The organism is Aeromonas bivalvium, from assembly GCF_000819765.1.
GTDB lineage: Bacteria > Pseudomonadota > Gammaproteobacteria > Enterobacterales > Aeromonadaceae > Aeromonas > Aeromonas bivalvium.
Genome location: NZ_CDBT01000010.1, coordinates 35,625 through 62,032 on the forward strand (window position 1 = coordinate 35,625; position 26,408 = coordinate 62,032).

Below are 26,408 nucleotides of genomic sequence, written 5' to 3' on the forward strand. Positions count from 1 at the left end.
CAGCTCGCTCAGGGTCTGCGCGCCCTGGGCCCGCCTCAAGCCACCGCTGACCGTGATCCTCATCCCCTCCATCAGATGGGGCTCCGCCACCCCCTGGATCAGGCGTTCGGCCTGGGCCTGCAGCGCCTGCGGCTCCCCCGTCGGCAGCCAGACGGCAAACTCCTCTCCCCCCATGCGGCCGAGCAGGGCCCGGGGCGGCAACAGGGTCTCCAGTCGTCGGCAGAGCCGTATCAGCACCGTATCCCCGGTTGGGTGGCCGAACTCATCATTGATCTTCTTGAAATGATCCACGTCGATCAACAGCAGGGCTCCACCATGGCGGGCCATCCGTTGCTCGGCCTGCTCGCAGAAGGCACCACGATTGAGCACCCCGGTCAGGTAGTCATGGCTCGCCACCTGTTGCAGGCGCGCGAACAGCTGATCCCGCTCGGCCACGGCGCAGGCGGTGGTGATGGCGCTTAGCGCCAATATGGTGATGCCGGCCCGAAACGAATAGACGGTGGCCGCATCCTTGCTCCATTGGTGCAGCAGCTGATCATCGAGCACGGTGAACATGTAGAGAGAAGCGGCACTGGTCGCCAGACAGGTGAAGAAGCGGTTGCCGGAGAGCGCCAGCCAGATGAGGGCGGGTACCGGCAGCACCAGCAGGCCCGGGCCACTCAGATACTGATGGAGCAGCGGCACCAGCAGGAGCAAGACCAGGGCAGGACCCAGATAATGGCGATCTCGCCACAGCGACTGGCGGCACTGGCGCCAGGAGTCCGGCAGGGTCAGCAGGGAGGGCAGCAAGACGGAGAAGTTAATCAGCTCGGCCAGATACCACATGATGGTGCTCTTCAGGCCGCTCGCGCCCCCCAGCCAGACCACGGCGGCACCGCCGCACAGGGCGCCGGCCAGAAGGGCGGGCTGGCAGCGCAGCATGAGCTTGGGAATGGCGGTGGCACTGATCAGCCCCTCTGGCCCCAGGCCCTGACGGCGCAGACTGAGCCAGGCGATGGCGACCGTGAGGATATTGGCACCATTGAGCAGCAGACTCTTGCGCCAGGGGGTGCCGTAACAGGCATCCACCAGCAGGAAACCCAGCAGGGCGATCAGCAGATGAAGCAGACCCGCCCTCGGGTAGAAACGCAGCAGTATCCCCACCAGGGCGGCGTTGGCGGGCCAGAGCAGAGAGAAGCTGGCACCGCTGCGCGCCACCACCCCGAGCCAGGTGAGCAAGACGCTGACAAGCAGCAGGCAGGCCAGAGAGGCGAGGAGCGGACCCGCGCCCGGGTCGGTCTGGGATGAGGGGCCAGTGGCCCCAGGATCGAGAGTCAAAACAGTCTCCATGCGCAACAAATGAGCCTCGATAGTAAGGGAGTGACTCCCCCACTCCAAGTCCGGCGTGCCCCAATCTGGCTGACAGACAGAAAATTGACACAAAAATCGAACACTATTTCGATATTTATCTATAAGTAAGAATTATTTGTTGTTTTGATATCTTTTTCCGAATGAATACTATTGCAGCCCATTCAGATGGCGGCCAACGGCGCCCCGGTGCCAGGAGGCGTCCCGCCGTGAGCCCCCTGGCGGCGAGCGCGTCCTCCCTGTGCCCTCTACCGGGCAAGGGAGCGCCCCCAGTGTCCCCCGGCGCATCCCGCCCCAGGGGCATCCCCCATAACGATGAAGGGCCTATCGAATGGCCATGATGGAGACACGATGAAATTCAAGACCATGAGCGTACACAGCGGCCAACGGATCGATCCCCAGACCGGCGCCCTCACCACCCCACTCTACCAGAGCAGCACCTTCAGCTACGTCAATGCCCAGGCGGGCAAGGAGCGCTTCGCAGGCCAGGCCCCTGGCTTTATCTACAGCCGCTTTGGCAACCCCACCACCGCCGAGCTTGAGCAGAAGCTGGCGGCGCTGGAAGGCGCCGACGAGGCGCTGGTGGTGGCAAGCGGCATGGCGGCGGTGAGCGCCATCCTGTATGCCCTGGCGGACAGCGGCGATGAAGTGGCCTATGTCGGCCCCCTCTACGGCGGTACCGATGCGTTCTTGAAGCAGACCTTCAGCCGCGCCGGCATCCGAGTCACCGGCTACCAGAGCGACCAGGATCTGCTGGCCAACATCAACCCGGCCACCAAGGTGGTGCTGTTCGAGACGCTGACCAACCCCACCCTCAAGGTGGTGGATCCGCGGGTGGTGGTGGAGGCGGCCCGCAAGGTGGGCGCCATCAGCGTGTGTGACAACACCTTCCTCACCCCCTATCTGCTGCGCCCCCTGGAGCTCGGGGTCGATCTGGTGATGCACAGCGGCACCAAGTATCTCGGCGGTCACGGCGACATCATCGCCGGGGTGGTGGCGGGTCGTCATGAGCTGATGAAAACGGTGCGCACCGTGGCCCTCAAGCACATCGGCTCCCCCATAGGCCCCCAGGAGGCCTACCTGCTGCAGCGCGGGGTCAAGACATTGCCCCTGCGCATGGATGCCCACCTGCACAACGCCCAGAAGGTGGCCGAGTTCCTGGCGGCCCATCCGGCGGTGAAGCAGGTGATCTACCCGGGCCTTGCCAGCCATCCGGGCCATGATGCCCTCGGCGCCTTCGCCAGCGGCTTTGGCGCCATGGTGAGCATAGAGCTGGAAGGGGGCTTTGCGCGCTGCGCCACCCTGCTCGACAACCTGCAACTGTTCGTGCAGGCGGTGAGCCTCGGCGATCTCGAGAGCCTGGCCTGCCACCCGGCCAGCACCACCCACGCCGCCATGGATGAGGCGAGCCGCCTCGCCGCTGGGGTCAATGACAGTCTCATCCGCCTCAGCATAGGGGTGGAAGACGCCGACGATCTCATCGCCGATCTGGCGGCGGCCCTGGCCCTGATCTGAGGGCCAGCCTCCCGGCGCAGACGGCCTGGGCAGCAAAAAGGGAAGGCAGATGCCTTCCCTTTTTCGTTATCCGCCCCGTGCTCCGTTGATCGCAAGGGGCACGATAGAGGCACCAGGCCCCAGTGTCGACGAGCCCCCTGGCTCAACCCCGGGCCAGCAGGATGCGCAGCATGCGGCGCAGCGGCTCGGCGGCGCCCCACAGCAGCTGGTCACCCACGGTGAAGGCCGCCAGGTACTCGGGGCCCATGTTCAGCTTGCGCAGGCGACCCACGGGGATATTGAGGGTGCCGGTCACCGCGGCCGGGGTCAGTTCCCGGGCGCTGATGTCGCGCTCGTTGGGGATCACCTTGACCCAATCGTTGTGGGCGGCCAGCAGGGCTTCGATCTCCGCCAGCGGCACGTCTTTTTTCAGCTTGATGGTGAAGGCCTGGCTGTGGCAGCGCAGGGCGCCGATGCGCACGCACAGGCCATCCACCGGAATGGCGGCACCGTCGATCCCCAGGATCTTGTTGGTCTCCGCCTGACCCTTCCACTCTTCCCGGCTCTGGCCATTGTCGAGCCGGGTGTCAATCCAGGGGATCAGGCTGCCGGCGAGCGGCACGCCGAAGTTGTCCACCGGCAGGGTGCCGGAGCGGGTCTTCTCGGTCACCTTGCGCTCGATATCCAGGATGGCGGAGGCGGGATCCGCCAGCTCCACCGCCACCTCATCGCGCAACATGCCCATTTGGGTCACCAATTCCCGCATGTGACGAGCGCCGCCGCCGGAGGCCGCCTGATAGGTGGCCACGCTCACCCACTCCACCAGCTCGGCCTTGAACAGGCCGCCCAGGGCCAGCAACATCAGGCTGACGGTGCAGTTGCCGCCGACGAAGGTCTTGACCCCCTCGTTCAGGGCCTGCTCGATCACCTCGCCATTGACCGGATCCAGGATGATGACGGCGTCCTGCTCCATGCGCAGGGAGGAGGCGGCATCGATCCAGTACCCCTGCCAGCCGGCGGCTTTCAGGCGTGGATAGACATCCTTGGTGTAATCGCCCCCCTGGGCGGTGATGATGATCTCCTGCTCGGCCAGGGCCTCGATATTGAAGGCATCCTTGAGCAGACCGGCATCGACACCGAAGTTGGGGGCGGCCTCACCGGCCTGGGAGGTGGTGAAGAAGGTGGGCTGAATGTGCGCAAAATCCTGCTCTTCCTGCATCCGGCTCATCAGCACGGAACCCACCATGCCACGCCAACCGACCAAACCTACTTTTTTCATAATGTCCTACCCTGGATAGCTGCTAAATAGTGCGGATCCTCTACCCATCCGGCCCGGGAGGGCCACCGCCACATGGCGAAGCCCGGGGGCCTGACGGGTAAAATTCTGCTGCGAAAAATGTGTCTATCCACATTACGGATTGTGGCGAATGGCGCAAGTCGATTTATGCAATATTCTCTGCCAGTTGCTGCAATACCCGCCAACGGGGCCGGACAGACCCCCTGGCAGGGCCAATCCCGTTCTGGCAAGATGGCGCGACACGGCCCTTGGCCCGGCGGGGACGACCCCGTTGCCCACCACCTCGCAGGGACGACCCTGCCCCGTCTGGATGCACATCATGTCCTGGATCCTGCTGCTCGTCGCCGGCCTGTTCGAGGTCGCCTGGGCCATTGGCCTCAAATATACCGAGGGTTTCAGCCGTCCCCTCCCCACCCTGCTGACCCTGGGCGCCATGGGGGTAAGCGTGCTGCTGCTCGCCATGGCGGTGAAGCAGCTGCCCCTTGGCACCGCCTACGCGGTCTGGACCGGCATAGGCGCGGTCGGCACAGTGCTGATGGGGATCTGGCTGTTCAACGAACCGGCCACCCTGGCCCGTGTGCTCTGCCTGCTGCTGATCATCGGCGGTATCCTGGGGCTCAAGTTGATCGGCTGATAGTGATGGGGAGTGCCGCCCCGGCACTCCCCATCACTGCGTATAAAAGCGGCCACCCAAGGTGGCCGCTGCGTCGTCTCATGAGCCCCCTGGGCTGGCTAGCAGTGCGCTCTCTATCCGGGCTGCCGGCATCATCTGCCTTAAGCCGTCCATCAGCCTATCCCCGGCCTCCTGCAGCGCCGCCAGCGGCATTTCAGGCAAGCTTTCCAGGATGAACCACATCTGCCCGGACTCGGCGCTGAGCCGGGTTCGGATCCCCTGGCGCCAATTCCAGCGCCGACAGGTCACGCCTCTGTCATCACACCAGACCACCTCGCCGGGCTCCGGGCGCTCCTGGCCAGGCACCCCTTCCTTCATGGTGTCAAACAGCTCGGTGCCATCGGCGATGATGAGGCGCGGCGCCCCCTCATAGGCGGCAAGATCCTCGCCACCGACCGGGATGGCGTATTCGACGCTGATGGCGTTGTAGAGATCGACGACGGGATCGATGCTGGGCAGGCTTCCCTCCCGCAGCACCCGCTTGCGCAGCGCCTGTGCCGAGCAGGGGGTGCGCGATGGTTTGGCCCCGAAGCGCTTGAACACCTGATCCCAGGCGGACAGATGCGCCTGCGCCCAGGGGGCCCCGCCCGCCGCCACGGACTGGCAGGCCCGGGCCAACGCTTGCGTGCCGACCCTGCGATCGACGATGGCGGCCCCCTCGACCCGGATGCTCAGGGCCCGGAACCCCGGGGCCAGGGCGACCACCCTGGGGTCAATCTGTGGTGTCATGAAGGGCATGGTCGCTCCTTGTGGGTGAATCGTGGCGACGGCGGAGGCGAGCAGGTGGCCATGGCTGACATGCGGGCATGGGCGCCTGCTCGCCCCGCAGCCATCAGAGGGGCCCATGATGGGCGATGGCCTGAGATAAAAAAATCTACTTTTTCTTAAGTCTGTTAAGAAAAACTGATGCTCCACTCCCTCCACGCCCGCTGGCCGCCCCCTGACCCGCCCCAGGAGCGGGATTGTCCTGGCCGCTTTCCCCGCCACTCATGCTATTATCTGCGGCCGAACATGAGCCAATAAACATCAGGACATTGTGATGACCGACCACACTTTTATTCCCGGCAAGGACGCGGCGCTGGAAGACTCCATCGAGCGGTTCCAGACCAAGTTGCAGGCCCTGGGCTTTGACATCGAGGAGGCCTCCTGGCTCAACCCGGTGCCCAACGTCTGGTCCGTGCACATCCGGGACAAGGAGTGCGCCCTCTGCTTCACCAACGGCAAGGGCGCCAGCAAGAAGGCGGCTCTGGCGTCCGCCCTGGGGGAGTATTTCGAGCGTCTCTCCACCAACTACTTCTTCGCCGACTTCTATCTGGGTGAACAGGTGGCGAACGGCGACTTCGTCCACTACCCGAACGAGAAGTGGTTCCCCATCGAGGGAGATCAGCTGCCGGCCGGTCTGCTCGACTCCTTCACCCGCAAGTTCTACAACCCGGACGGTGAAGTGACCGCCGACATGCTGGTGGATCTGCAGTCCGGCAACGAGGAGCGCGGCATCGTCGCCCTGCCCTTCGAGCGCCAGTCCGACCATCAGACCGTCTACATCCCGATGAACATCATCGGCAACCTTTATGTCTCCAACGGCATGAGCGCCGGCAACACCAAGACAGAGGCCCGCACCCAGGCGCTGTCCGAGGTGTTCGAGCGCCACGTGAAGAACAAGATCATCGCCGAGGCCATCAGCCTGCCCGAGATCCCGAGCGAGGTCATCGCCCGCTACCCCGGCATTGCCGCCTCCATCGCCGCGCTGGAGGCCGAAGGCTTCCCCATCTACAGCTTCGATGCCTCCCTCGGCGGCCGCTATCCGGTCATCTGCGTGGTGCTGCTCAATCCGAACAACGGCACCTGCTTTGCCTCCTTCGGCGCCCACCCGCGCTTCGAGGTCGCCTTCGAGCGCACCGTCACCGAGCTGCTGCAGGGCCGTGGCCTCAAGGATTTGGATGTGTTCGTGCCGCCGTCATTCGACAACGAGCAGGTGGCGGATCACCACAACCTGGAGACCCACTTCATCGACTCGTCCGGCCTCATCAGCTGGGATCTGTTCAAGCAGGAGTCCGACTTCGAATTTGCCGACTGGGATTTTCGTGGCACCTCCCAGCAGGAGTTCGACCACCTGCTCGGCATCTTCCACGAGCTGGAGCAACCGGTCTACATCGCCGACTACGAGCACCTGGGCGTCTACGCCTGCCGCATCCTGGTGCCGGGCATGTCCGACATCTACCCGGCCGAGGATCTGCTGCTGGCCAACAACACCATGGGCGCCCACCTGAGGGAAACCATACTGGCCCTGCCCTCCCTGGAGTGGGACTCAGAGCAGTACATGGCCTTCTATGACCAGCTGGAAGAGGAAGGGCACGACGAGCGTACCCGGGTGCGCGAGCTGCTCGGCATAGCCGCCGCCAAGGGCACCGCCCTGCACACCCTGCGGATCGGCGAGCTGAAAGCCATGCTGGCCCTGGCCGCTGGCGAGCTGGAAACGGCGCTGGATCTCATCAACTGGACCATGGAGTACAACCAGTCGGTGTTCCCGGCCGATCGCGCCAACTACTATCGCGCCCTCAAGAGCTGTGTCGAGCTGTTCCTGGACACGGATCGCGATCCCGAGCAGTACCGCGCCGTCTTCACCCGCATGTATGGCGAGCAGACCCTGGCGCAGGCGTGGGCCCACGCCAGCGGCGAGGCCCGCTTCCACGGGCTGTCGAGCGCGGATCAATCCCTCAGCCAGTTCCCGCTGCACCAGAAGCTGCTGGCCGCCTACCAGAAGCTGCAAGTGGCCAAGGGTGCCGCCAACTGGCAGTAACCCTGAGGCAAACAAAAACCGGACCCACTATGGGTCCGGTTTTTTTATGGCCGGAGGATGGGCCGCGCTATTTCGACCTGGTCTGCTGCGCGATGGCCTGGCGCACCTTGGCCGGCAGGCAGGACTCCCACCCCCAGATGAGCCAGGCGAACAGGGTCAGATCGTCGAGCCAGCCGAACAGGGGGATGACGTCCGGCACCAGATCCAGGGGGCTGATGCCGTAGACCAGCACCAGCAGCGCCAGTCCCTTGGCCCAGAGGGGCGTATCCGGGTGACGAAAGCCCAGATAGAGGCGGCGCAGTCTGGGCCCAATCCCCAGCAGAGTGCGCAACGGCCTCAACTCTCGATCAACTCGTGGCGCAGTCGCTGGATGCTGTCGCGCAGGGCGGCGGCCTGCTCGAACTCCAGATCCCGGGCATGTTGGAACATCTGCTCTTCCATGCGTTTGATCTCCTTGGTGATCTCGCTGGTGGTACGGGCATGGTACTCCCCTTGCGGTTCGGCGGCCTTGCGACTCCCTTTGCCAGCCTTGCCCGAGATGCGGCTGCCCCCCATGTCCATCATGTCCCCCACCGCCTTGTTGAGGCCCTTGGGGGTGATGCCGTGCTCGAGGTTATGGGCATGCTGCAGGGCGCGGCGCCGCTCCGTCTCCTCGATGGCTACTTTCATGGAGTTGGTGATGCGATCCCCATAGAGGATAACCCTGCCGTTGAGGTTGCGAGCGGCCCGGCCAATGGTCTGGATCAGTGAACGGGTGGAGCGCAGGAAGCCCTCTTTATCGGCATCCAGTATGGCCACCAGGGAGACCTCCGGCATGTCGAGTCCTTCGCGCAGCAGGTTGATGCCCACCAGCACATCGAACTTGCCGAGCCGCAGATCGCGGATGATCTCGACCCGCTCGACCGTCTCGATGTCCGAATGCAAATAGCGCACCCGCACGTCGTGATCCGCCAGGTATTCGGTGAGATCCTCCGCCATCCGCTTGGTCAGGGTGGTGACCAGCACCCGCTCGTCCACCGCCACCCGCAGCCGGATCTCGGAGAGCAGGTCGTCCACCTGGGTGCCGACCGGACGCACTTCAATCACGGGATCGAGCAGGCCGGTGGGGCGCACCACCTGTTGCACCACATCACCACCGGATTTCTCCAGCTCATAGGGGCTGGGGGTGGCCGAGACAAACACCGTCTGTGGCATCAGGGCCTCAAATTCGTCGAACTTGAGCGGCCTGTTGTCCAGGGCAGAGGGCAAGCGGAAGCCGTACTCCACCAGGGTCTCCTTGCGGGATCTGTCCCCCTTGAACATGGCGCCTATCTGCGGCACGGTCACATGGGACTCATCGATGATGAGCAGACCATCCCCCGGCAGGTAGTCGAACAGGGTGGGGGGCGGCTCGCCGGGGGCGCGCCCCGACAGGTAGCGGCTGTAGTTCTCGATGCCCGAGCAGTAGCCCAGCTCCTGCATCATCTCGATGTCGAACTGGGTGCGCTGGCTGATGCGCTGCTCCTCCACCAGTTTGTTGAGGGAGATCAGCTGTTCGCGCCGCCCCTTGAGCTCCTCCTTGATGTGATCGATGGCACCGAGGATGGTTTCGCGGGGGGTGGCGTAGTGGGTCTTGGGATAGATGGTATGACGCACCACCGTCTGCTCGATGGCGCCGGTCAGGGGGTCAAACAGGGAGAGTCGCTCTATCTCTTCGTCAAACAGCTCGACCCGCAGCGCCAGCTTGTCCGATTCCGCCGGATAGATGTCGATCACCTCCCCCCGCACCCGGAAGGTGCCGCGCTGGAAGGCCAGGTCGTTGCGGCTGTATTGCAGCTCGGCGAGGCGACGCAGTATGTCTCGCTGGTTGATGATGTCGCCGAGTTTGAGGTGCAGCATCATGCTCAGGTAGGCCTGGGGGTCCCCCAGGCCATAGATGGCTGACACCGAGGCGACGATGATCACGTCCCGCCGCTCCAGCAGTGCCTTGGTGGCCGACAGCCGCATCTGCTCGATGTGATCGTTGATGGAGGCATCCTTCTCGATGAAGGTGTCCGTGGTCGGCACATAGGCTTCCGGCTGGTAGTAGTCGTAGTAGGAGACGAAGTACTCCACCGAGTTCTCGGGGAAGAACTCCTTCATCTCCCCATAGAGCTGGGCGGCCAGGGTCTTGTTGGGCGCCAGTATCATGGTGGGTCTGTTCAGGGTCGCTATCACGTTCGCCATGGTGAAGGTCTTGCCCGAGCCGGTTACCCCAAGCAGGGTCTGGTGGGCGAGTCCGGATTCTATCCCCTCAAGCAGTTGGCTGATGGCGGCCGGCTGATCCCCCGCAGGGGAGAACTGGCTGACGAGTTGAAACGACTTGCTCATGAAGACTCCGGACAAGAAAAGCAAAGCGCAAGTGTACCCCGACTTTCCCCGTGACGGGTATCGCTCTCCACCCCCGGGCGGCTATTGACCCGACGTGGCGCTATCTGTATAGTGCTCCTCCTTGCCTGATGTTCCCCCGTAGTTCAGTCGGTAGAACGGCGGACTGTTAATCCGTATGTCACTGGTTCGAGTCCAGTCGGGGGAGCCAATTCCTCACCATCTCGGTGCAAGTTATCCACTTTAGTGCCCCCCTCTGCCAAATTTAATGCACAAGTCATCTTGACTCGCGTTTCACTCCCCTTGCATCCCTTGCTCCCCCGTCAGTATTTTGTGCTGCCGCCATTAACTATTTGATTTTTATAGAAACATATTTTAGCCGGTATTTTTTGAACAGGGCTTCCAGGCCAGTAGCAGCAAGGGCTGGCGCCCCTTTTTCAATTTTCACGCACAGGGTTATCCACAGAATCTGTGGGTAAGTGCCCCAAGCCCAGACGGCGCCTGCGTTTGGCCCATTCAGGCCCTGCTTCCCCTCCCCCTCCCGGGTCAACCCGATTTTCTGCTGTTTTGCAGCCAGAGGCTGCGCGAGCAGAATGGCCTGGCTGCGCCACTTTTTTTGATGCCTGATTGGCAAGCCCAGATGCCATGGGTCAGCGGGGCATGGGACCAGGTGGCCAAGCCGCCCAAGGGGCGCTCCCCTGTGCCAATCCGGCAGCATCATGCTCTGTTATGGGGACGAAATCGCGCCCCGGGCAGCATTCTCTAAACGCCGCCTCGACCTGCGTCTCGCCGGGGGCCAGACAGCACGAATCACTCATTGACAGCGGCTCTGACAGACGGAAAAACTCGCTCTCTCACCCGAGAGGGTGAAAACCCCATGCCCCCGAACGGGGCACCCGCCCGAGATGCCGATTTGTCCCATCCGGCGCTTCTTTATTGGCGAGGGATCCGGCACAATACCGGCCCCACTTTTTTCCTCGGTTATTCCGGGCATGACCATAGATTTCGTGACACTGCTACACCAAAGCGACTCCCTGCTGCTGTTCGTGGTACTGGCCTTCGGCCTGCTGCTGGGCAAGGTGCGGGTCGGCAACTTCCAGATAGGCAACACCATAGGCGTGTTGTTCACCGCCCTGCTGTTCGGCCAGATGGGTTTCCAGTTCTCCGCCACCACGGAAAACCTCGGCTTCATGCTGTTCATCTTCTGCGTCGGCATCGAGGCGGGACCGCACTTTTTTAGCGTCTTCCTGCGCGACGGCATCCACTACATCACCCTGACCCTGGTGATCCTGCTGACCGCCCTGCTGCTCACCGTGGGGCTGGCCAAGTTCTTCAACCTGGGGCCCGGCATGGCCGCCGGCATCCTGGCGGGATCCCTCACCTCCACACCGGCGCTGGTGGGGGCCCAGGATGCCCTGCGCAGCGGATTGCTCAACCTGCCCCATGAGACCGACATGCGCGCCGTGCTCGACAACATGGGTATCGGCTATGCGCTGACCTATCTGGTGGGGCTGGTGGGGCTGATGCTGGTGGTACGCTACCTCCCCGCCATGGCACGGCTCGATCTCAGCACCGAGGCCCAGAAGATCGCCCGCGAGCGGGGCCTGTCGGACAGCGAGAATCGCAAGACCTACCTGCCCATCATCCGCGCCTATCGGGTCGGTCCCGAGCTCGCCGCCTGGATAGGTGGCCGTACCCTGCGGGAAACCGGCATCTATCCCCACACCGGCTGCTATGTGGAGCGCATTCGCCGCAACGGCATACTGGCCAGCCCCGATGGGGACGCCGTCATTCAGGAAGGGGACGAGATCGCCCTGGTGGGCTATCCCGAGAGTCACGAGAAGCTGGACGTCAACTACCGCAACGGCAAGGAGGTGTTCGATCGCAACCTGCTTGACCTGCAGATCGTCACCGAAGAGATCGTGGTGAAGAACGATGCCGTGGTGGGCCGCCATCTGGTGGAGCTCAATCTCACCGAGAAGGGGTGCTTCCTCAACCGGGTGGTGCGCTCCCAGATAGAGATGCCGTTCGATCGCAACATCATGCTGCAAAAGGGCGACGTGCTGCAGATCAGCGGCGAGAAGCAGAGGGTCAAGCAGCTGGCCAACAAGATAGGCTTCATCAGCATCCACAGCCAGACCACGGATCTGGTGGCCTTCGCCACCTTCTTCGTGCTTGGCCTGCTCATCGGCTCCGTCTCCCTGGTGTTCGGCCAGATTGAATTTGGTCTGGGCAACGCCGTCGGCCTGCTGCTGGCGGGGATCCTGATGGGCTACCTGCGCGCCAACCACCCCACGGTCGGCTATGTGCCGCCGGGCGCCCTGCGCCTGGCCAAGGATCTGGGCCTCGCCGTCTTCATGGTGAGCACGGGCTTGAAGGCGGGAAGCGGCATCCTGGATCATCTGAGCCAGGTGGGGGCCGTGGTGCTCTTCTCCGGCATGCTGGTGACCACCTTGCCGGTGCTGGTGGGTTACCTGTTTGGGGTCTGGGTGCTCAAGATGAACCCGGCCCTGCTGCTGGGGGCCATCACGGGGGCCCGCACCTGCGCCCCGGCCATGGACGTGGTCAACGAGGCGGCCAACAGCTCGATCCCGGCGCTCGGCTATGCGGGCACCTATGCGGTGGCCAACGTCATGCTGACCCTGGCGGGCTCCTTTATCATCGGCTTCTGGTTCTAGCGCCCCCTGCCATCACGTCTCCCCAGGGAGACGTGTTCCTCTGCGGCGTCTCCTTGCGCACCATGACAACAAAAAGGCCGCCCACGGGCGGCCTGTTGCCAGCTGGCGACTCAGCACATCTGCCATGCGACCCGCCCGGTCAACCGGGTCACCAGCTCGTAGGGAATGGTGCCTATGTGCTCGGCTACCCGCTCGACCGGCAACCCCTCCCCCCACAGTACCACCTCATCCCCCACCCGATCGGTCGCCGCCGGGCCGAGATCCACGGTCAGCATGTCCATCGAGACCCGCCCGACGATCGGCACCTCGCGACCATTGATGAGCATGGGCGTCCCGGTCGGCGCCAGCCTGGGATAACCGTCCCCGTAGCCGGTTGCCACCACCCCGAGCCGGGTGACCTGGGGGGCGTGCCAGTGGGCACCATAGCCAACAGGGGCCCCGGCCGGACAGTCGCGCACCGCCATCAGCCGGCTCTTGAGGGTCATGACGGGACGCAGCCCGCGATCCCGTCCGCTCTCACCGGCGAAGGGGGAGATGCCATAGAGCGCGAGCCCGGGCCGCACCCAGTCCCCCAGCGCATCGGCCCAGCCCAGTAGCCCGGCCGAGTTGGCCAGGGCCTTCTCCCCCGGCAGGTGGCGGGTCAGGGCATGAAAACGGGTGATCTGCTCGGCCGTCGCCTCGCAGTCAAGCTCGTCGGCGCGGCCAAAATGGGTCATCTGCCGCACCGGCTGCGTCACCCCAGGGCAGCGCGCGAGGCGCGCCAGCACAGCGGCCAGCTCCTCACCCCGGATCCCGAGCCGGTTCATCCCCGTGTCTATCTTGAGCCAGAGGGTGACGGGGCGGCTCGGCGCCGCCTGCTCCAGCAGCGTCACCTGTTCGTGGCAGTGCAGGGTCGTCTGCAATTCCCACTCGGCCATCTGGGCCAGCTGCTGCCCATCATGGAAACCGCCCAGCACCAGGATGGGCTGCCTGATGCCATGGCGGCGCAGCTGGATCCCCTCATCGACACGGGCCACGGCAAACGCCGGGGCCTCGGCCAGCGCCTGCGCCATCTGCACCATGCCATGCCCATAGGCGTTGGCCTTGAGCACCGCCATGATCCGGCGATCCCCCGCCTGGGCCTGCAATACCTTCACGTTGTGCCGTAGCGCCGCGACGCTGATCTCCGCTCTCACTGGAACCTCCTGTTCACTCGCCGCTACCCGCGGCGATATCGGGCAAAACAACGCCGTTTCGCGATCCCTGTGGTTCGCAAAATTGGGAGACGGCTGATGATGGATCCCCGGCCTGCCAGGCTGGACGAAGGTTCGCCAGTGGGCCGGTTCACGATGGAGGCAGTATACGATAGGGGTTACAGCTTTTTGCGCTCTTTTAACAAGAAAAACACATAATCAACAAAATAACAAACCACAAAAATGACATGTGATAGATATCATTACTGGTCATTCCATGCATATGTAAAACAATACCCCACAAACAGCGCCACTACGCAGTCCATCGCGCTGCCATTGTGCTCCCCACCTGTCTTCCGCCATGAAAAAACCCCGCATGGCGGGGCTTTCGGAGAATAACGCGGCGGGAGGGATCAGGATTCCCACACCACGTTGCGATCGGCCGGCCACTGCTCCCCCAGCTCGGCATATTTCTGTTCCAGCAGATGACGGCGGATCTTCATGGTCGGCGTCAGCACCCCGTTTTCTATGTTCCAGGGGGTCTTGACCACCAGGATGCCCCTCAGCCTGGCATGGGCCTCCAGCTGGCCGTTGACCCGTTGCCGCGCCGCCTCCAGCTGAGCCTCTATCTCGGCATGCTCTCCCTGCATGGCCCGCTCGGCCAGCTGCACCAGAGCGATGGGCTGGGGCATGCCGTAACCGATGACACACAGCTGCTCTATGATGGGATCCTGTCCGAGCAGCCCCTCGATGGGCACCGGAGCCACGTACTTTCCCTTGGCGGTCTTGAACACATCCTTCATCCGCCCCGTGATGGTGAGATAGCCCTCGCTGTCGAGCTTGCCCATGTCCCCCGTGTGCAGCCAGCCTTCGGTGTCGATGGCTTCACTGCTGTGCTCGGGATCCTTGTAGTAGCCCAGCATCATGCCCTCGCAGCGACAGAGGATCTCTCCTTCCGGGGAGATCTGGATGCGCACCCCGGGCCCCGCCTTGCCGACCGTGCCTATCTTGTCGGCCCGGAACGGGTAGTTGAGGGTGGCATAGGCATGGTTCTCCGTCATGCCCCAGGCCTCTGTGATGTTGAGGCCTATGCTGTGGTACCAGGCCAGCAGTGCCGGGGCCACCGGAGCCGAGCCGCAGCCCAGCACCCTGGCCTGATCCAGCCCCAGTCCCTGTTGCAGCTTGCGCTTGATGAGGCCGGAAACGAGGGGGATCTTGAGCAGCAACGCCAGCTTCTTCTGGGGCAGCTTCTCGTGGATCTTGATGCGGAACATGGCCCACAGACGAGGCACAGAGATGAAGACGGTGGGACGACAGCGTTTGACGTCGTCGATGAAGGTGTCGAGGGACTCGGGGAAGCTGATTTCGGCGCCGCTGAACAGGCTGCCGCCATAGATGTAGACCCGCTCCGTGATGTGGGCCAGGGGCAGGTAGGAGAAGCCGCGATCCTGCTCCCTCAGCCCCACCGCCTCCACCAGTTTCTCGCAGGACCAGGCGTAACGCTCGACGCTGAGCATGGCGCCCTTGGGCTTGCCGGTACTGCCGGAGGTGTAGACCAGGCTCAGCAGATCCTCGCCACGCTGGGCAGGCAGATCCCGGGCCGGCTCGTGACTGGCCAGCAGGGCCTCCCACTGATGCTGGGCCGGCATGGTGTCATAGGGCATGGCGATGCGCGGCAGATCCGCTGGCAGACCCGGCTCCTGGCTGCGCCAGTCGTCCAGCTTGCCGACGAACACGGCCCTGGCCTCGCTGTGACGCAGCACATATTCGATGGTATCGACGTTGGCGGTGGGATAGATGGGCACGCTGACATACTGGCCCATCTGCATCGCCAGATCGGCGATGAACCACTGGGCACAGTTCTTGGAGAGCAGGGCAATCTTGTCCCCCGGCTCGAACCCCATGGCGCGCAGGGCCGTCACCAGGCGACGGGCCTCATCGGCCACCCTGGCCCAGCTGAAGTCGTGGTACTGACGGTTGATGGTCTGACGAAGGTAGATCCGATCCGGACAGTGCTGCTCCCAGTGATAGAGCATGTCGAGGGGCAATCGCTGGGCGATGGTGGAGGCGCTGGTCATGGTGCTTTCCCTGAAACAGATGAGGTTATTTATTATTAACCTTTTGTTAACTTTCGGGAAAGCACCAATCTTAAACTTGTGTTTGAATTGTGTCTGGGATCAAGCTTCTGCCTGCAGTTGCAGCCGTTTCCACATACCCTGCACCAGGGTCTCATCCTGCTCCGACAGCTCCCCCTGCAGGATCGCCTCGTTGAGGCTGCGCAGCACATAGCTCTTCACATCCCGCACCAGGGTCTTGCCCTCCAGCTCGGCCCGGGCCACCGCCAGCGAAATATGGCCTCGCAGATAGCCCCCGGCAAACAGCTCGTCATCGGTCGCCGTGGCCACCATGCTGTCTATCAGTTCCAACAACTTGTGCTCAAAATCATGAATCGTCATTTAACGCAGCCTCATTCGCCGGGGTGGCCGGCAAGATAACGTTGGGGTGGAGCCCAGGTCCGGTTGACCGGGCGCCACAGGGTCAGCCGCATCCTTGCAGTGCTATTGCGGGTTGGCCACCGGATAGATGACCTGATCCCGATATCCTGTGATGATGCGCCGATAACCACACAGCGCCCGATCCAGCACCTCGTCACCGGTATCCACCAGCAGGGGGCGTCCGTCGAGCAGGGCCAGCTTGCGTTTGCTCGCCACTATCTGGATGTTGTCCAGACCGACCGCCCGGATCACCTCCGGGCTGAGCTGCTGATTACCGCGGCCAAACAGGTGTCCCTGACCGCCGATCAGGGTCACGATCAGCTGGCAGCGACGGCCCTGGATCCGGGTCAGGATCTCGCGGGCGCCCAGATCCTGCCCGATCAGCCGGCCATTTTCCACCAGATCCACACCGAGCAAGCTATTTTCCAGGCCAAGGTGCGCCATGCAGGCGGCAACCGTGCCCCCCGAGCCCATCAGGTAGAGGGTATCGGGTGCCATCTGCTCCACTATCTCGGCGGCGATCTCCTCGAGCACCAGCTCCTCGCTCTCCCGGCCCCCCTGCTTGACCGCCTGCACGTAGCGCAGATCCCCCGGCACCTTGAGCTGGCCATAGTGGCGGGCACGCACCCTCCCCTCGCGAAAGGCCGCCTCGTCGATGTCCATCACTTCCCCCTCCATGAGGCTGAGCAACTCCCCCTCTATCATGCGGGCAGCCACCCGGCCGCTGGCCTGGGGGGTCACGCCGTAGACACCGGAGTGGATCTTGCAACCGGCGGGGATGCCGAGCACATGGAGCCGCTCCCCCACCTCGGCGCAGATGTCCCGCGCCGTGCCATCCCCACCGGCGAACAGCAGCAGATCCACACCGGCCTCCAGCATGCGCCGCGCCGCCGCCCGCGTATCCTCCGGGGTGGTCTGGGGGGCCGCTGGCCGATAGATGATGCTGTGGCTCAGGCCAAGCTCGGTCACCAGGCGCTCCCCCATCTCCCCGGCCACGGTCACCACCTCGAACGGGCGCGACAGTGCCAGCAGGGGTTGCAGTGCCAGGCGGGCCCGTTCATTGGCCCTCGGCACGGCCCCCCGGGCCAGGGCCTCGGCCAGCATGCCGTCGCTCCCCTTGAGGGCAACCTGACCCCCTATGCCGGCGACCGGGTTGATGATCACTCCTAGCCGAAACATGGCTCTTCTCCCTGCATCCTGTCCGATAGTGGCCGCTATTCTAACCAGCGCCCGCCCGGGCACAAGGGGCAAAAACGCAGGCTCCCCCTGCTCGTCAACGACAAGAGGGGCGCTCCTGGGCACCCCTCTCTTGCATCACACACCGGCGCCCGGGCGCCACGGCCCCCGGTTACTGGCTGGGGACGACGATGGAGACTCGCCGGTTCTGGGCACGCCCCTCCCGGGTCTTGTTGTCGGCGATGGGCTCGACCTCTCCCCGCCCCTGGATGATCAGATCCCCGGGCTTCATGCCGGCGGCCACCATGACATCCGCCACCGACTGGGCCCGGGTGAGGGAGAGCCGCTGGTTATAATCCGCCGGACCATTGGTATCGGTATGGCCCTCGATCCGCACCCGGTTCAGCCCCACCAGCTGCAGGCTGTCGGCCAGCTTCTCGACCGTGCCCCTGGTCTGGTCGCTGAGCCGGCCCACGTCATTGGCAAACAGGACACGATTGGAGAGATCCAGGGTCCAGCCCTCCTCAGTCAATCGAAACCCCTGCTCCTTGAGCATGGCGATCTGCTCGGCGCTCAGCCCTGTCTGGGCCGCGCAGCCACCAAGCAGCGCCAGCAGGATCCCGGCCAGGGCGGTGCGAATAACCATCTTCATTGCTTCTTTTCCTCTGTGGGTGTGTGAACCTTCTGTTGTCGGGCACGCCGTGCCTTGTCCTGACGCTTGGCCAGGTACATGGCGTGATCCGCATGTTGCAGCAGGGCCTCGGCCGTCTGGCCATCGGCAGGAAAATAGGCCGCCCCTATGCTGAGGGTGCAATCGAGGCGGTGACCATCGCTCAGGGCGACGGGTTCGGCCATGGCCTGGCGGATCCGCATCATGATGTCGCTGACCTCCTGATCCGCCGAGATGGCGCTCAGCAGCACCACGAACTCGTCGCCCCCCAGGCGCGCCACCAGATCCTGGGGCCTGAGCTGGTGTTGCACCCGACGGGCAATGGCCACCAGCACCTCATCCCCTGCGCCATGACCCAGGGTATCGTTGATCGGTTTGAAGTTGTCGCAATCGAGGTAGAGCAAGGCGAAGCGCTCGTCATGGCGCAGCCCCGCCAGCACCGCCTGCTGCAAACGGGCCTCGAACAGTGCCCGATTGGGCAACTCGGTCAGCTTGTCGTGGGTCGCCTGGTGCAGCAGGCTGGCGTTCTCCCGCTGCTGATGGGCCTGCCAGGCCTCCAGCTCGTCGAGCAGGGAGTTGAAGTCCTGACCCAGGGTATCGAGCTCGGTGATGCTCGCCGCCGGCACCCGCAGGGCGAGGGAGCGCTCCCGGCTCACCCCGTGCGCCACCCGCGCCAGGGAGCGCAAGGGGCTGGTGATGGAGCGCTGCATCAGGCGGGCGATGTAGAGGGCGCCCAGGGTACTGAGCAGCATGCAGATCAGCATGGCCGCCAGCACCTGGACCAGAAAGCTGAGCAGATACTGGCCATGGCCCACCAGCTTGATGGTGGCTATCTCGCGGCCGTTGTGGGCCATGGGCAAGATGATGGGACCGGGCAGCACCAGTTCCGCCAGTTGCCGCTCCAGGGCAAACCAGGGCTGGGAGGCGTGTCGGGTCCAGGTCGCCAGCACCTCTCCCGAGCTGAGCACTATGCTCACCTCGGCGACATCTTCCCGGGAGGCGATGTTCTGCAGCGCTTCGCGCGCCGCCTCGCCATCTTCGAACACCACGGCGGCTTCCGTGGTGTAACTGATGGCGCGGGCCACCAGGTCCAGATTGTGATCCGTGTAGAAACGCAGGGAGAGCAGGGCCACGCAGGTGAGCAGGCCGCCGACCAGGCAGACCCCGGTCAGGGAAACCATCAGATGGGTACGGTCCAGGCTCTGACGCAGGGAGAGCCGCTGCTTGCCGAGCCGAAAGAAGGCGATCATGGCAGGCCCCCGGACCGGCCCAGCTTGAGCACGGCAGGATGAACCTTGACCCCGCTCAGGGCCAGGGCATCCAGATTGACGTTGAAGCGCACCCGATCGTCACTCACCCGCAGGCAGAAGACGCTGTTGGCAGCGTTGGCACCGCCCTGCTCGCTGACGCTGAGGATGGCGTACTCCCGCAGGCGGGCGAACAGGGTCAGGCGCTCCTCCTCGGTCAGGGTGCCCAGGTAGAGCACATCGCACTGGGCCGGGATCAGGGGATCCCCGGCGCTGTAACGGCGCACGCTCACCACACGGCCATTGGCCTGGTGGCTGATCTGAAACAGGCCGTCGGCATATTCGGTGGGGCCCACCACACACATGCGCAAGACCGCAGGCTCCACCGGCCAGCGGGTATAGCTGAGGATATCGAGCACCGTCTGGCGCACATGGTCAACCCGCAGCTCGGCCTGGTTGGCGATGCGATGGGGGGGCTGGGTGTCGGCCAGTGCCAGCGAACTCGCCAGCAGACAGAGGCCCCCCAGCAGCTGGAGCAGATAGGATAGATGCATAAAGTTGTTCATGTTAATAGCCGAACAGATCCTAACACGGCCCCGCAAGAGAGAGTTAGCCTGACGAAACCGCAGCCGGTCACCTTCTGTCAAATTTTCACCGCTTCCGCCGGCAAAAATGGGGGCGTCGCGGCTCCCGAGACTCTCCCGACCCAGGCCGGAGCAGACAAGACAAGGGGCCCTGACGGCCCCTCTTCCTGTTTCCTGTCCACCTGGCGACGCGGCGCTATTTCTTGCCGATGCCGTACTCCCGCAGCTTGTTGGCAATGGCGGTATGGGAAACCCCGAGCCGCTTGGCCAGCTGGCGGGTCGAGGGGAAGGCCGGGTAGAGACGTGCCAGCAAGCGGCTCTCGAAGCGCTTGACCGCCTCGTCCAAGTCTCCCTCGAACCACTCGTCGATGAGCGGCATGGCCTCCTGGGCCACCGGCAGATCGATCTGCTCCGGGCCAATCTCGTCCCCTTCCAGCAGGGTCATGGCACGATAGAGGCAGTTGCGCAGCTGGCGCACGTTGCCGGGCCAGCGGTAGGCGGTGAGATACTCGGCCATGTTGCGGGTGAAACGCGGCTTGGGACGCTGCAACTCGCTGGCGAAGCGGGCCACGAACTGCTGGGCCAGGGCCATGATGTCGGCCTTGCGCTCGCGCAGGGGCGGCAACCCCAGGCTCAGCACGTTGAGGCGATAGTAGAGATCTTCGCGAAACCTGCCTTCCGCCACCAGATCCAGCAGCTGCTTCTGGGTGGTGCAGATGAAACGCACATTGACCTTCACCTCCTGCTCGTCGCCGACCCGGCGAAACACCCCGTCTTGCAGCACCCGCAGGAACTTGGTCTGCAGATGGGGGGACATGTCGCCAATCTCGTCGAGCATCAGGGTGCCGCCACTGGCGAGCTCCAGCACGCCGCGCTTGCCCTCGGTGTTGTTGCCAAAGGCGCCGGGGGCATAGCCGAACAGCTCGCTCTCGGCCACGTTATCGGGCATGGCGGCGCAGTTGAGGGCCATGAAGGGGTGGCTGGATCTCAGGCTGGCGCCGTGGCAGGCGCGGGCCAGCAGCTCCTTGCCGGTGCCGGTCTCGCCGACGATGAGCAAGGGGGCATCCTGCATCGCCAGCTTGCTGGCCTGGGCCAGCACCTGCTTCATCTTGGGGCTCTCGGCCTGAAGATGTTCGAAGCCCCCCACCTCGATGGCATGGAGGGCACTGAAATGCAGGCCGACCCGGCGGGCGGATTTCAGCACCACCACGGCGCCGGCCAGGGCCTGTCTGCCCTTCTCCTCGGCCACAAACAGCGGCATCAGATCCGCCAGGTACTCCTCTCCCCCCAGGCTCAGCTTGCAGGTCTGGGGCTTGATGTCCGCCGATTCCAGCCAGCGGGTGAAGGCAAACCCCTTGAGCAGGGAGCCCAGCGGCTGTCCCTTGACCTCCGCCAGCGGCAGATTGAGGGTGGTCAGGGCCGACTGGTTCACCTGGGTGATGCGGCCACGGCTGTCGAGGGAGAACACCAGATCCGGCAACGCCTTGAGCAGGGCGCGGATCTCGTGATGCTCCCGCTCCGAGGGCAGATAGGGGATGGTCTTGACGTCGTGCACCCCGGGGATGCGACGGATCTCCGGCATCAGATGCTGGAAGTCGCGAAACTCCAGCTCGGGGAAGTTGAGGTAGATGATGCCTGTGGTATCGATTTCGATGCCGCGCAGATCGATGTTGTGCTCCACCAGACGATCGAGCAATTCCCGGGTCAACCCCAGGCGGTCTTCACAGCTGACTTCAAGACGCATTCGAGACACACTTCCTGGCTAACTTCATGATGGGCGTGATAATAACGTCTCGCCCCCGCCAGCGCGAGACTTGCCCGGCAAAAATGCGGGCCCGCCCCGATTTGCTCCGGGCGGGCCCGCCGTCATGACGCCGCGGCACCGGGGCACGGCCCCGGCGACCTGGCCCTAGTCAAGCAGCGCGTCGGTGCGTGCCGCCATGATGAAGTCGTTGCGATGCAGGCCATGGATCTTGTGGGTCCACCAGCTCACCGTCACCTTGCCCCATTCGGTCAGTATGCCGGGGTGGTGAAATTCCGCTTCGGCCAGCTCGCCGACCCGGTTGGTGAAGGCCAGCGCCTCCTTGAAGTTGCCGAAGGTGAACTCCCGGCGCAGTTGCAGCGCCCCTTGCTCGCTCACCGGCTGCCAGTCGGGCAGGGCGCGCATCAACTCAGCCAGCTCCTCCTCGCTCACCCTGGGGGCATCGGCGCGGCATGCCTCGCAGTGCTGGTTTGCCAATTGGGACATCTTTCTCTCCTGTTTGCTATGACGAATACGACGTGACGGGGCGGCCCTAGCCGGCGGCCCTGCTCGGTTTGGGAGGATAGGCGGGGGCGAACAGCCCCAGCGCCCTCGCCTGCACCAGATTGGCCAGTATCTCCTCCCGGGTCAGCTGGTAGAGGCTGTCCAGGCTCGGCAGCACATAATAGATCGGCTGCATGATGTCGATGCGATAGGGGGTGCGCAGCACGTCCAGCAGCCGGAAGGGTGCGAGGCGCGGCGCGCCCGACAGGGCATAGCTGGTCTCGCCGATGGAGGAGAGGATGCCGCCCCCATAGATGCGCAGTCCCTCCGGGCTCTGGAGCAGACCGAACTCCACGGTGAACCAGTAGAGCCGCGCCAGGAAGACCCGCTCCTCCTTGCTAGCCGCCAGTCCCAGCTGGCCATAGGTGTGGGTGAAGTCGGCGAAAGCGGGGTTGGTCAGCATGGCGCAGTGGCCGAAGATCTCGTGGAAGATGTCCGGCTCTTGCAGGTAGTCCAGCTCCTCCCGGCGCCGGATGAAGGTGGCCACCGGAAACTGGCGATGGGCGAGCAGTTCGAAGAAGCGGTCAAACGAGATGAGCGCAGGCACCGCCACCACGGACCAGCCGGTGCAGGGGGTGAGCACGGCATTGATCTCGCCGAGCTGGGGAATGCGATCCCGGGGCAAGTCGAGCAGGCTCAGTCCGTCCTGGTACTCGGCGCAGGCGCGCCCGGCGAGACAGGGCAGCTGGCGCTCGATCAGGGTCTGCCAGGTGGCATGCTCCTCCTGGCTGTAATCGATAAACCCCCGGCCATCCGGCTGGTGGGCGCGGTAGTGAGTTCCCATGCTGGCATCCTGCTGCATCTGTGGCCATGGTGCCTCTCCCCCCCTGCCTTCCTTGGCGCCGACTGGGTTATAGCGAGGGGGCGAAAGCGACACCTCATGGGATCACTGTAACGATTTGCCTCCTGAAAAAGCAGCCGACCCCGGGTCGACTGACCGCACCTGAATGTAAAGAAAATGTGACAAGGCGGTTTGTCAGGGGGCGGAGCGCTCGCCGTTGAGGTAACCCGCCAGCTTGCGCACCAGCCCCTTGCGCATCTCGGAGAGCCTGGGCTTCTCGTCCGCGCACCAGGGCAGCGGGCGGCAGGCCTCCATGGTGCGCAGGCCGAGCCTTGCCGTCAGCAGACCCGCCCCCACCCCCTGCGCAGCCCGGGCGGAGAGCTTGGCGGTGAGCTCGGCCCCCAGCAGATCCATGCCCACTTCGGTCACCAGCTCGGTGGCGCCGGCATAGAGCATGTTGCGAAATACCTGACGGATGAGGCGAATGCGGCTCCAGTAGCCCAGCTCGATGGCGTAGACATCGGCGATGTCCTCGATCATCCGCAGGTTGCGCCACAGCATCAGCATCATGTCGACGGTGGCGAGCGGGCTCAGGGCCACCAGCACGGCGGCCTCCCCCGACCATTTGGCCACCCGCGCCTGGGCCAGCTTGTCGCGCTCGGTCAGCACCAGCTGGCTGTAGAGGGTCAGCACCTCCCGATCGCTGTGGCTCTCGTCCTGCTGGGCCAGCCAGGTCTGATAGCCCTCCCGCCCCTTGTCGCCACTCTTTGCGGCCAGGGCCTCGCAGAAGGCCAGCCCCTGCCCCACCCCCTGATGGGCCAGCAGATCCTCGGCCCTGGAGCGCACATCCTGGCGCCGCTTGAGCTTGCGCAGCCGCAGCCACTCGCGCCCCGCCACGGTGGCGGTGCCCGCCAGCACCAGACCGGAGGCCAGCAGCCAGGCCCCGCCCCAGAAGGGGGAACTCAGGAAGCTGTCGTAGAGAAAGCGGCCAAACTGACCCAAGGACAACAGGCCGACCGCCCCCAGCCCCCAGGCCAGCAAGCGGTGACGACGGCGGGGCCGCACCGTCAGCGCGGGTGCCACTTCGGTCAGGGGATCCAGGGCTTCCAGGGCCTCGAAACTCTCCTCTTCCAGCAGGCGAGCCCGGGCCAGGGGCGCAGGCTCGGGGGAGGAGAGGCTCTCCTCCAGCACGACCCTGCCCTGCAATCCGGGCTTGTGGCTAGGTTCACTCATGATGATTCTCCTCGTGCCGCCTGGGACTCAGGGGCATGGATCCGGGGCGTCTTGCCCTGTCTATTCCAGCTTGTCGCCAAGCAGAAACTCCAGGGCGGCATCCAGTCGAATGTGGGGCATGGCCTGATGGGGGCTCATCGCCAGGGGGCGAAAGGCCTGAAAGTCGAACTGCTGTCCCTGCCACCAGCCTGCGGACGGGATCTGGGCCGGCACCTCGCCCGGGAAGAGCAGCAGCGGCTCACCGGCCAGGCTGGTGCCCTTGATGGCGGGAAACTCGCGCCCGCCCGCCATGCCCCTGCCCACCTCGGTCGCCTTGATGGACGCCAGGGCCAGACACTCGGTCGTGATCCCTTCGAAGCGGGCCTGGCCGCGCCCCTGCTGCACCAGGTGCTGCAACAGGGAGACCAGGGGGCCATGCTGCTCGGGGGTGACATGATCGGCCTTGCTCGCCACGAACAGCAGCTTATCGATGCGCGGGGCGAACAGGCGCCGCCACCAGTTGCTCTTGCCGTAGGCGAAGCTCTCCATGATGCGGGCGATGGACTGCTGCATGTCGGCGAAGCTCTCGGCCCCGGCGTTGAGGGGCGCCAGGCAATCCACCAGCACGATCTGGCGATCGAAGCCGGCAAAATGCTGCTCATAAAACCCCTGCACCAGATGCTGCTTGTACTGCTCGAAGCGGCGGCCCAGGGTGGCATAGAGGCTATCCTCGGCCGGGGTGCCCACGGGGGGATCCCAGACCCAGGGCACGAACTGGAGCATGGGCGCCCCCTGGTATTCGCCGGGCAGCACGAAGCGCCCCGGCTGAATGAGGTGCAGGCCAAGTTCGTCCTTGCAGGCATGAAGATAGGCGGTATAGCGCTCGGCCAGACGCGCCACCTCCCCCTCGTCGAAGGGGCGATCCGGGCGCCAGGGCTCCCCCTGCTCGGTCAGCTGCCAGGGGGCTGCCAGCGCCGCCAGGGCGGGACGCGTGAGCTGCTCGCGCACCTGCTGGCTCCACTGGTGATAGTTCAGCGCCAGCAGGGGCAGGTCCAGCAGCCATTCGCCGGGGTAATCCACCAGATCCAGGTAGAGGGTCGACACCTCGCCCAGGTGGCGACGCAGGGGATGGCGGGTGCGATAACGCAGCTCGAGACGCACCTCGGCCACGCCGCGGGTTGCCTCTGGCCAGGCCGGCGGCTCGGCGAACAGGGCGCCCAGGCCCCGTTCATAGGCAAAGGTGGGGATCTGGGGATTTTGCTGGGGAACCCGGCGGGCCCCCAGCAGCCGCCCCTGGCGGGCGGCATCCCACAGGGGCAGGCGGCCATCGATGGCGGCCCGCTCCAGCTGATGGACCAGGGCCGTGATGAAGGCGGTCTTGCCGCTGCGCGACAGCCCGGTCACCGCGAGTCGCAGGTGGCGGTCGCGTACCCGGTTGACCGCATCCTCGGCCTTGTGCTGCAAGGCCGAGAGCTTTCTCTCCAGTGTGCGTATCAAAGTTTGTTGAATTCTCGCTGCAGGGTGAACTCCTTGGAGGTCACCAGTTTCTCGATCTGCTGGACCCTGGGTTCGAGGGCGGCCAGCTCGCGACTCACCTTCTCCATGGCCTGGAGCGGCGTCATCCCCGCCTCCCAGCTATGGGATTTCATCCGGCTCTCCATGGGCGCCGGCTCCTGGGTCAGCAGCACAGGTTTCTTGTCGAGCAGGAACCAGGCCGCGATGTAGGCGGTGAAGGTGATGAAACCGGCGAAGATGAGGCCGCTGATGGCGAGCAGCCGCACTATCCAGATCTCGACCCCGAAATAGTCGGCAAGGCCGGCACAGATCCCGGCGATCCGCCCCTTCTGGGGGTCACGATAGAGGTTGCGGCGCTGTTCCTGTCCGAACGAATGGCTCATACCCGATTCCTCCAGCCGGGCACTTCGGCATCCAGAATGGACTCCAGTGCACCGACCCGCTCCTGCATCTTGTCTGCCGTTTGCAGCAGACCCTGCAACTGCTCGCGCTCGTTATCGGCAAGGCCGACCCCGATCCGCCCCTTGGCCCGGTAGTGCAGCACCAGCCAGATGGGCGCCACCACCACCATGAAGACGATGATGGGCGTCACGAATACCCCTAGAATGTCTTCCAT

23 protein-coding genes and 1 tRNA gene are annotated in these 26,408 nt (G+C 64.5%); 5 read left to right on the top strand and 19 right to left on the bottom strand.

From position 1 onward, the window contains the following. Positions 1–1,317: GGDEF domain-containing protein (locus tag BN1119_RS03695; RefSeq protein ID WP_041994110.1), on the bottom strand; the 1,317-nt coding region annotated here is incomplete at its 3' end. 381 nt (positions 1,318–1,698) lie between these two features. Between BN1119_RS03695 and BN1119_RS03700 the strand changes: the two genes are divergently transcribed. Beyond that, entirely contained in the window at positions 1,699–2,862 is a 1,164-nt protein-coding gene (locus tag BN1119_RS03700) for a trans-sulfuration enzyme family protein (RefSeq protein ID WP_041994112.1), read from the top strand. A gap of 142 nt (positions 2,863–3,004) precedes the next feature. Here BN1119_RS03700 and asd read toward each other — a convergent pair whose 3' ends face one another. Continuing rightward, complete coding sequence (gene asd / locus BN1119_RS03705; RefSeq protein ID WP_041994115.1) at positions 3,005–4,120, bottom strand: aspartate-semialdehyde dehydrogenase; 1,116 nt, start codon at positions 4,118–4,120, stop codon at positions 3,005–3,007. A gap of 337 nt (positions 4,121–4,457) precedes the next feature. On the opposite strand from asd, the gene sugE reads away from it, so the two are divergent. Next, entirely contained in the window at positions 4,458–4,772 is a 315-nt protein-coding gene (gene sugE / locus BN1119_RS03710) for a quaternary ammonium compound efflux SMR transporter SugE (RefSeq protein WP_041994117.1), read from the top strand. Positions 4,773–4,850: 78 nt separating this feature from the next. Here the strand turns inward: sugE and BN1119_RS03715 are convergent, their stop codons facing one another. Continuing rightward, a complete protein-coding gene (locus BN1119_RS03715; RefSeq protein ID WP_041994119.1) occupies positions 4,851–5,549 on the bottom strand; it encodes a B3/B4 domain-containing protein in 699 nt (232 codons plus the stop codon). A gap of 301 nt (positions 5,550–5,850) precedes the next feature. Between BN1119_RS03715 and ycaO the strand changes: the two genes are divergently transcribed. Beyond that, the gene (gene ycaO, locus BN1119_RS03720; RefSeq protein WP_041994122.1) at positions 5,851–7,611 is read left to right on the top strand and encodes a 30S ribosomal protein S12 methylthiotransferase accessory factor YcaO; all 1,761 of its coding nucleotides are present in this window, start codon (positions 5,851–5,853) and stop codon (positions 7,609–7,611) included. 67 nt (positions 7,612–7,678) lie between these two features. Here ycaO and BN1119_RS03725 read toward each other — a convergent pair whose 3' ends face one another. Further along, a complete protein-coding gene (locus BN1119_RS03725; RefSeq protein ID WP_084205272.1) occupies positions 7,679–7,951 on the bottom strand; it encodes a YkvA family protein in 273 nt (90 codons plus the stop codon). Beyond that, the gene (uvrB, locus tag BN1119_RS03730) at positions 7,948–9,960 is read right to left on the bottom strand and encodes an excinuclease ABC subunit UvrB (protein WP_041994126.1); all 2,013 of its coding nucleotides are present in this window, start codon (positions 9,958–9,960) and stop codon (positions 7,948–7,950) included. The genes BN1119_RS03725 and uvrB overlap by 4 nt, the downstream gene beginning before the upstream one ends. Before the next feature lie 132 nt (positions 9,961–10,092). Between uvrB and BN1119_RS03735 the strand changes: the two genes are divergently transcribed. After that, a tRNA-Asn gene (locus BN1119_RS03735) sits at positions 10,093–10,168 on the top strand. A 781-nt stretch (positions 10,169–10,949) separates the two neighbouring features. After that, the gene (locus tag BN1119_RS03745; protein WP_041994127.1) at positions 10,950–12,635 is read left to right on the top strand and encodes an aspartate:alanine antiporter; all 1,686 of its coding nucleotides are present in this window, start codon (positions 10,950–10,952) and stop codon (positions 12,633–12,635) included. Positions 12,636–12,745: 110 nt separating this feature from the next. Here the strand turns inward: BN1119_RS03745 and alr are convergent, their stop codons facing one another. The 14 genes from alr to pspB all read right to left on the bottom strand — a co-directional run bounded on the left by alr (position 12,746) and on the right by pspB (position 26,408). Further along, positions 12,746–13,810 carry an alanine racemase gene (alr, locus tag BN1119_RS03750; RefSeq protein ID WP_041994129.1) on the bottom strand — a complete coding sequence of 355 codons (1,065 nt, stop codon included), beginning with the start codon at positions 13,808–13,810 and terminating at the stop codon, positions 12,746–12,748. 410 nt (positions 13,811–14,220) lie between these two features. Beyond that, a complete protein-coding gene (locus BN1119_RS03755) occupies positions 14,221–15,885 on the bottom strand; it encodes an AMP-binding protein (RefSeq protein ID WP_041994131.1) in 1,665 nt (554 codons plus the stop codon). 99 nt (positions 15,886–15,984) lie between these two features. Next, positions 15,985–16,263, bottom strand: a complete 279-nt coding sequence (locus tag BN1119_RS03760) for a YfcL family protein (protein ID WP_041994133.1) — start codon at positions 16,261–16,263, stop codon at positions 15,985–15,987. A 102-nt stretch (positions 16,264–16,365) separates the two neighbouring features. Next, the gene (locus BN1119_RS03765) at positions 16,366–17,481 is read right to left on the bottom strand and encodes an ATP-NAD kinase family protein (RefSeq protein WP_041994135.1); all 1,116 of its coding nucleotides are present in this window, start codon (positions 17,479–17,481) and stop codon (positions 16,366–16,368) included. A 169-nt stretch (positions 17,482–17,650) separates the two neighbouring features. Beyond that, a complete protein-coding gene (locus tag BN1119_RS03770) occupies positions 17,651–18,130 on the bottom strand; it encodes an outer membrane lipoprotein YfiB (protein ID WP_041994138.1) in 480 nt (159 codons plus the stop codon). Further along, positions 18,127–19,398 (bottom strand): diguanylate cyclase DgcN/YfiN, encoded by a 1,272-nt coding sequence (locus BN1119_RS03775; protein WP_041994140.1) that lies wholly within the window; start codon positions 19,396–19,398, stop codon positions 18,127–18,129. Before BN1119_RS03775 ends, BN1119_RS03770 begins: the two co-directional genes overlap by 4 nt. Continuing rightward, a complete protein-coding gene (locus tag BN1119_RS03780; RefSeq protein WP_041994142.1) occupies positions 19,395–19,949 on the bottom strand; it encodes a regulatory sequestration protein YfiR in 555 nt (184 codons plus the stop codon). Before BN1119_RS03780 ends, BN1119_RS03775 begins: the two co-directional genes overlap by 4 nt. 226 nt (positions 19,950–20,175) lie before the next feature. Next, positions 20,176–21,723, bottom strand: coding sequence for a transcriptional regulator TyrR (tyrR, locus tag BN1119_RS03785; protein ID WP_041994145.1), 1,548 nt, complete (start codon positions 21,721–21,723; stop codon positions 20,176–20,178). A 165-nt stretch (positions 21,724–21,888) separates the two neighbouring features. Then, positions 21,889–22,227 carry a 4a-hydroxytetrahydrobiopterin dehydratase gene (locus BN1119_RS03790; RefSeq protein ID WP_041994149.1) on the bottom strand — a complete coding sequence of 113 codons (339 nt, stop codon included), beginning with the start codon at positions 22,225–22,227 and terminating at the stop codon, positions 21,889–21,891. 46 nt (positions 22,228–22,273) lie between these two features. After that, on the bottom strand, positions 22,274–23,068 hold the full coding sequence (phhA, locus tag BN1119_RS03795) for a phenylalanine 4-monooxygenase (protein WP_041994511.1): 795 nt from the start codon (positions 23,066–23,068) through the stop codon (positions 22,274–22,276). Positions 23,069–23,260: 192 nt separating this feature from the next. Next, positions 23,261–24,298, bottom strand: a complete 1,038-nt coding sequence (locus tag BN1119_RS03800; protein ID WP_041994151.1) for a YcjF family protein — start codon at positions 24,296–24,298, stop codon at positions 23,261–23,263. Between the two features lie 60 nt (positions 24,299–24,358). Next, complete coding sequence (locus BN1119_RS03805) at positions 24,359–25,774, bottom strand: YcjX family GTP-binding protein (RefSeq protein ID WP_041994155.1); 1,416 nt, start codon at positions 25,772–25,774, stop codon at positions 24,359–24,361. Next, positions 25,771–26,175: an envelope stress response membrane protein PspC gene (pspC, locus tag BN1119_RS03810; RefSeq protein ID WP_041994158.1), complete on the bottom strand. Its 405-nt coding sequence runs from the start codon at positions 26,173–26,175 to the stop codon at positions 25,771–25,773. The genes BN1119_RS03805 and pspC overlap by 4 nt, the downstream gene beginning before the upstream one ends. After that, positions 26,172–26,408: an envelope stress response membrane protein PspB gene (gene pspB, locus BN1119_RS03815; protein ID WP_041994160.1), complete on the bottom strand. Its 237-nt coding sequence runs from the start codon at positions 26,406–26,408 to the stop codon at positions 26,172–26,174. Before pspB ends, pspC begins: the two co-directional genes overlap by 4 nt.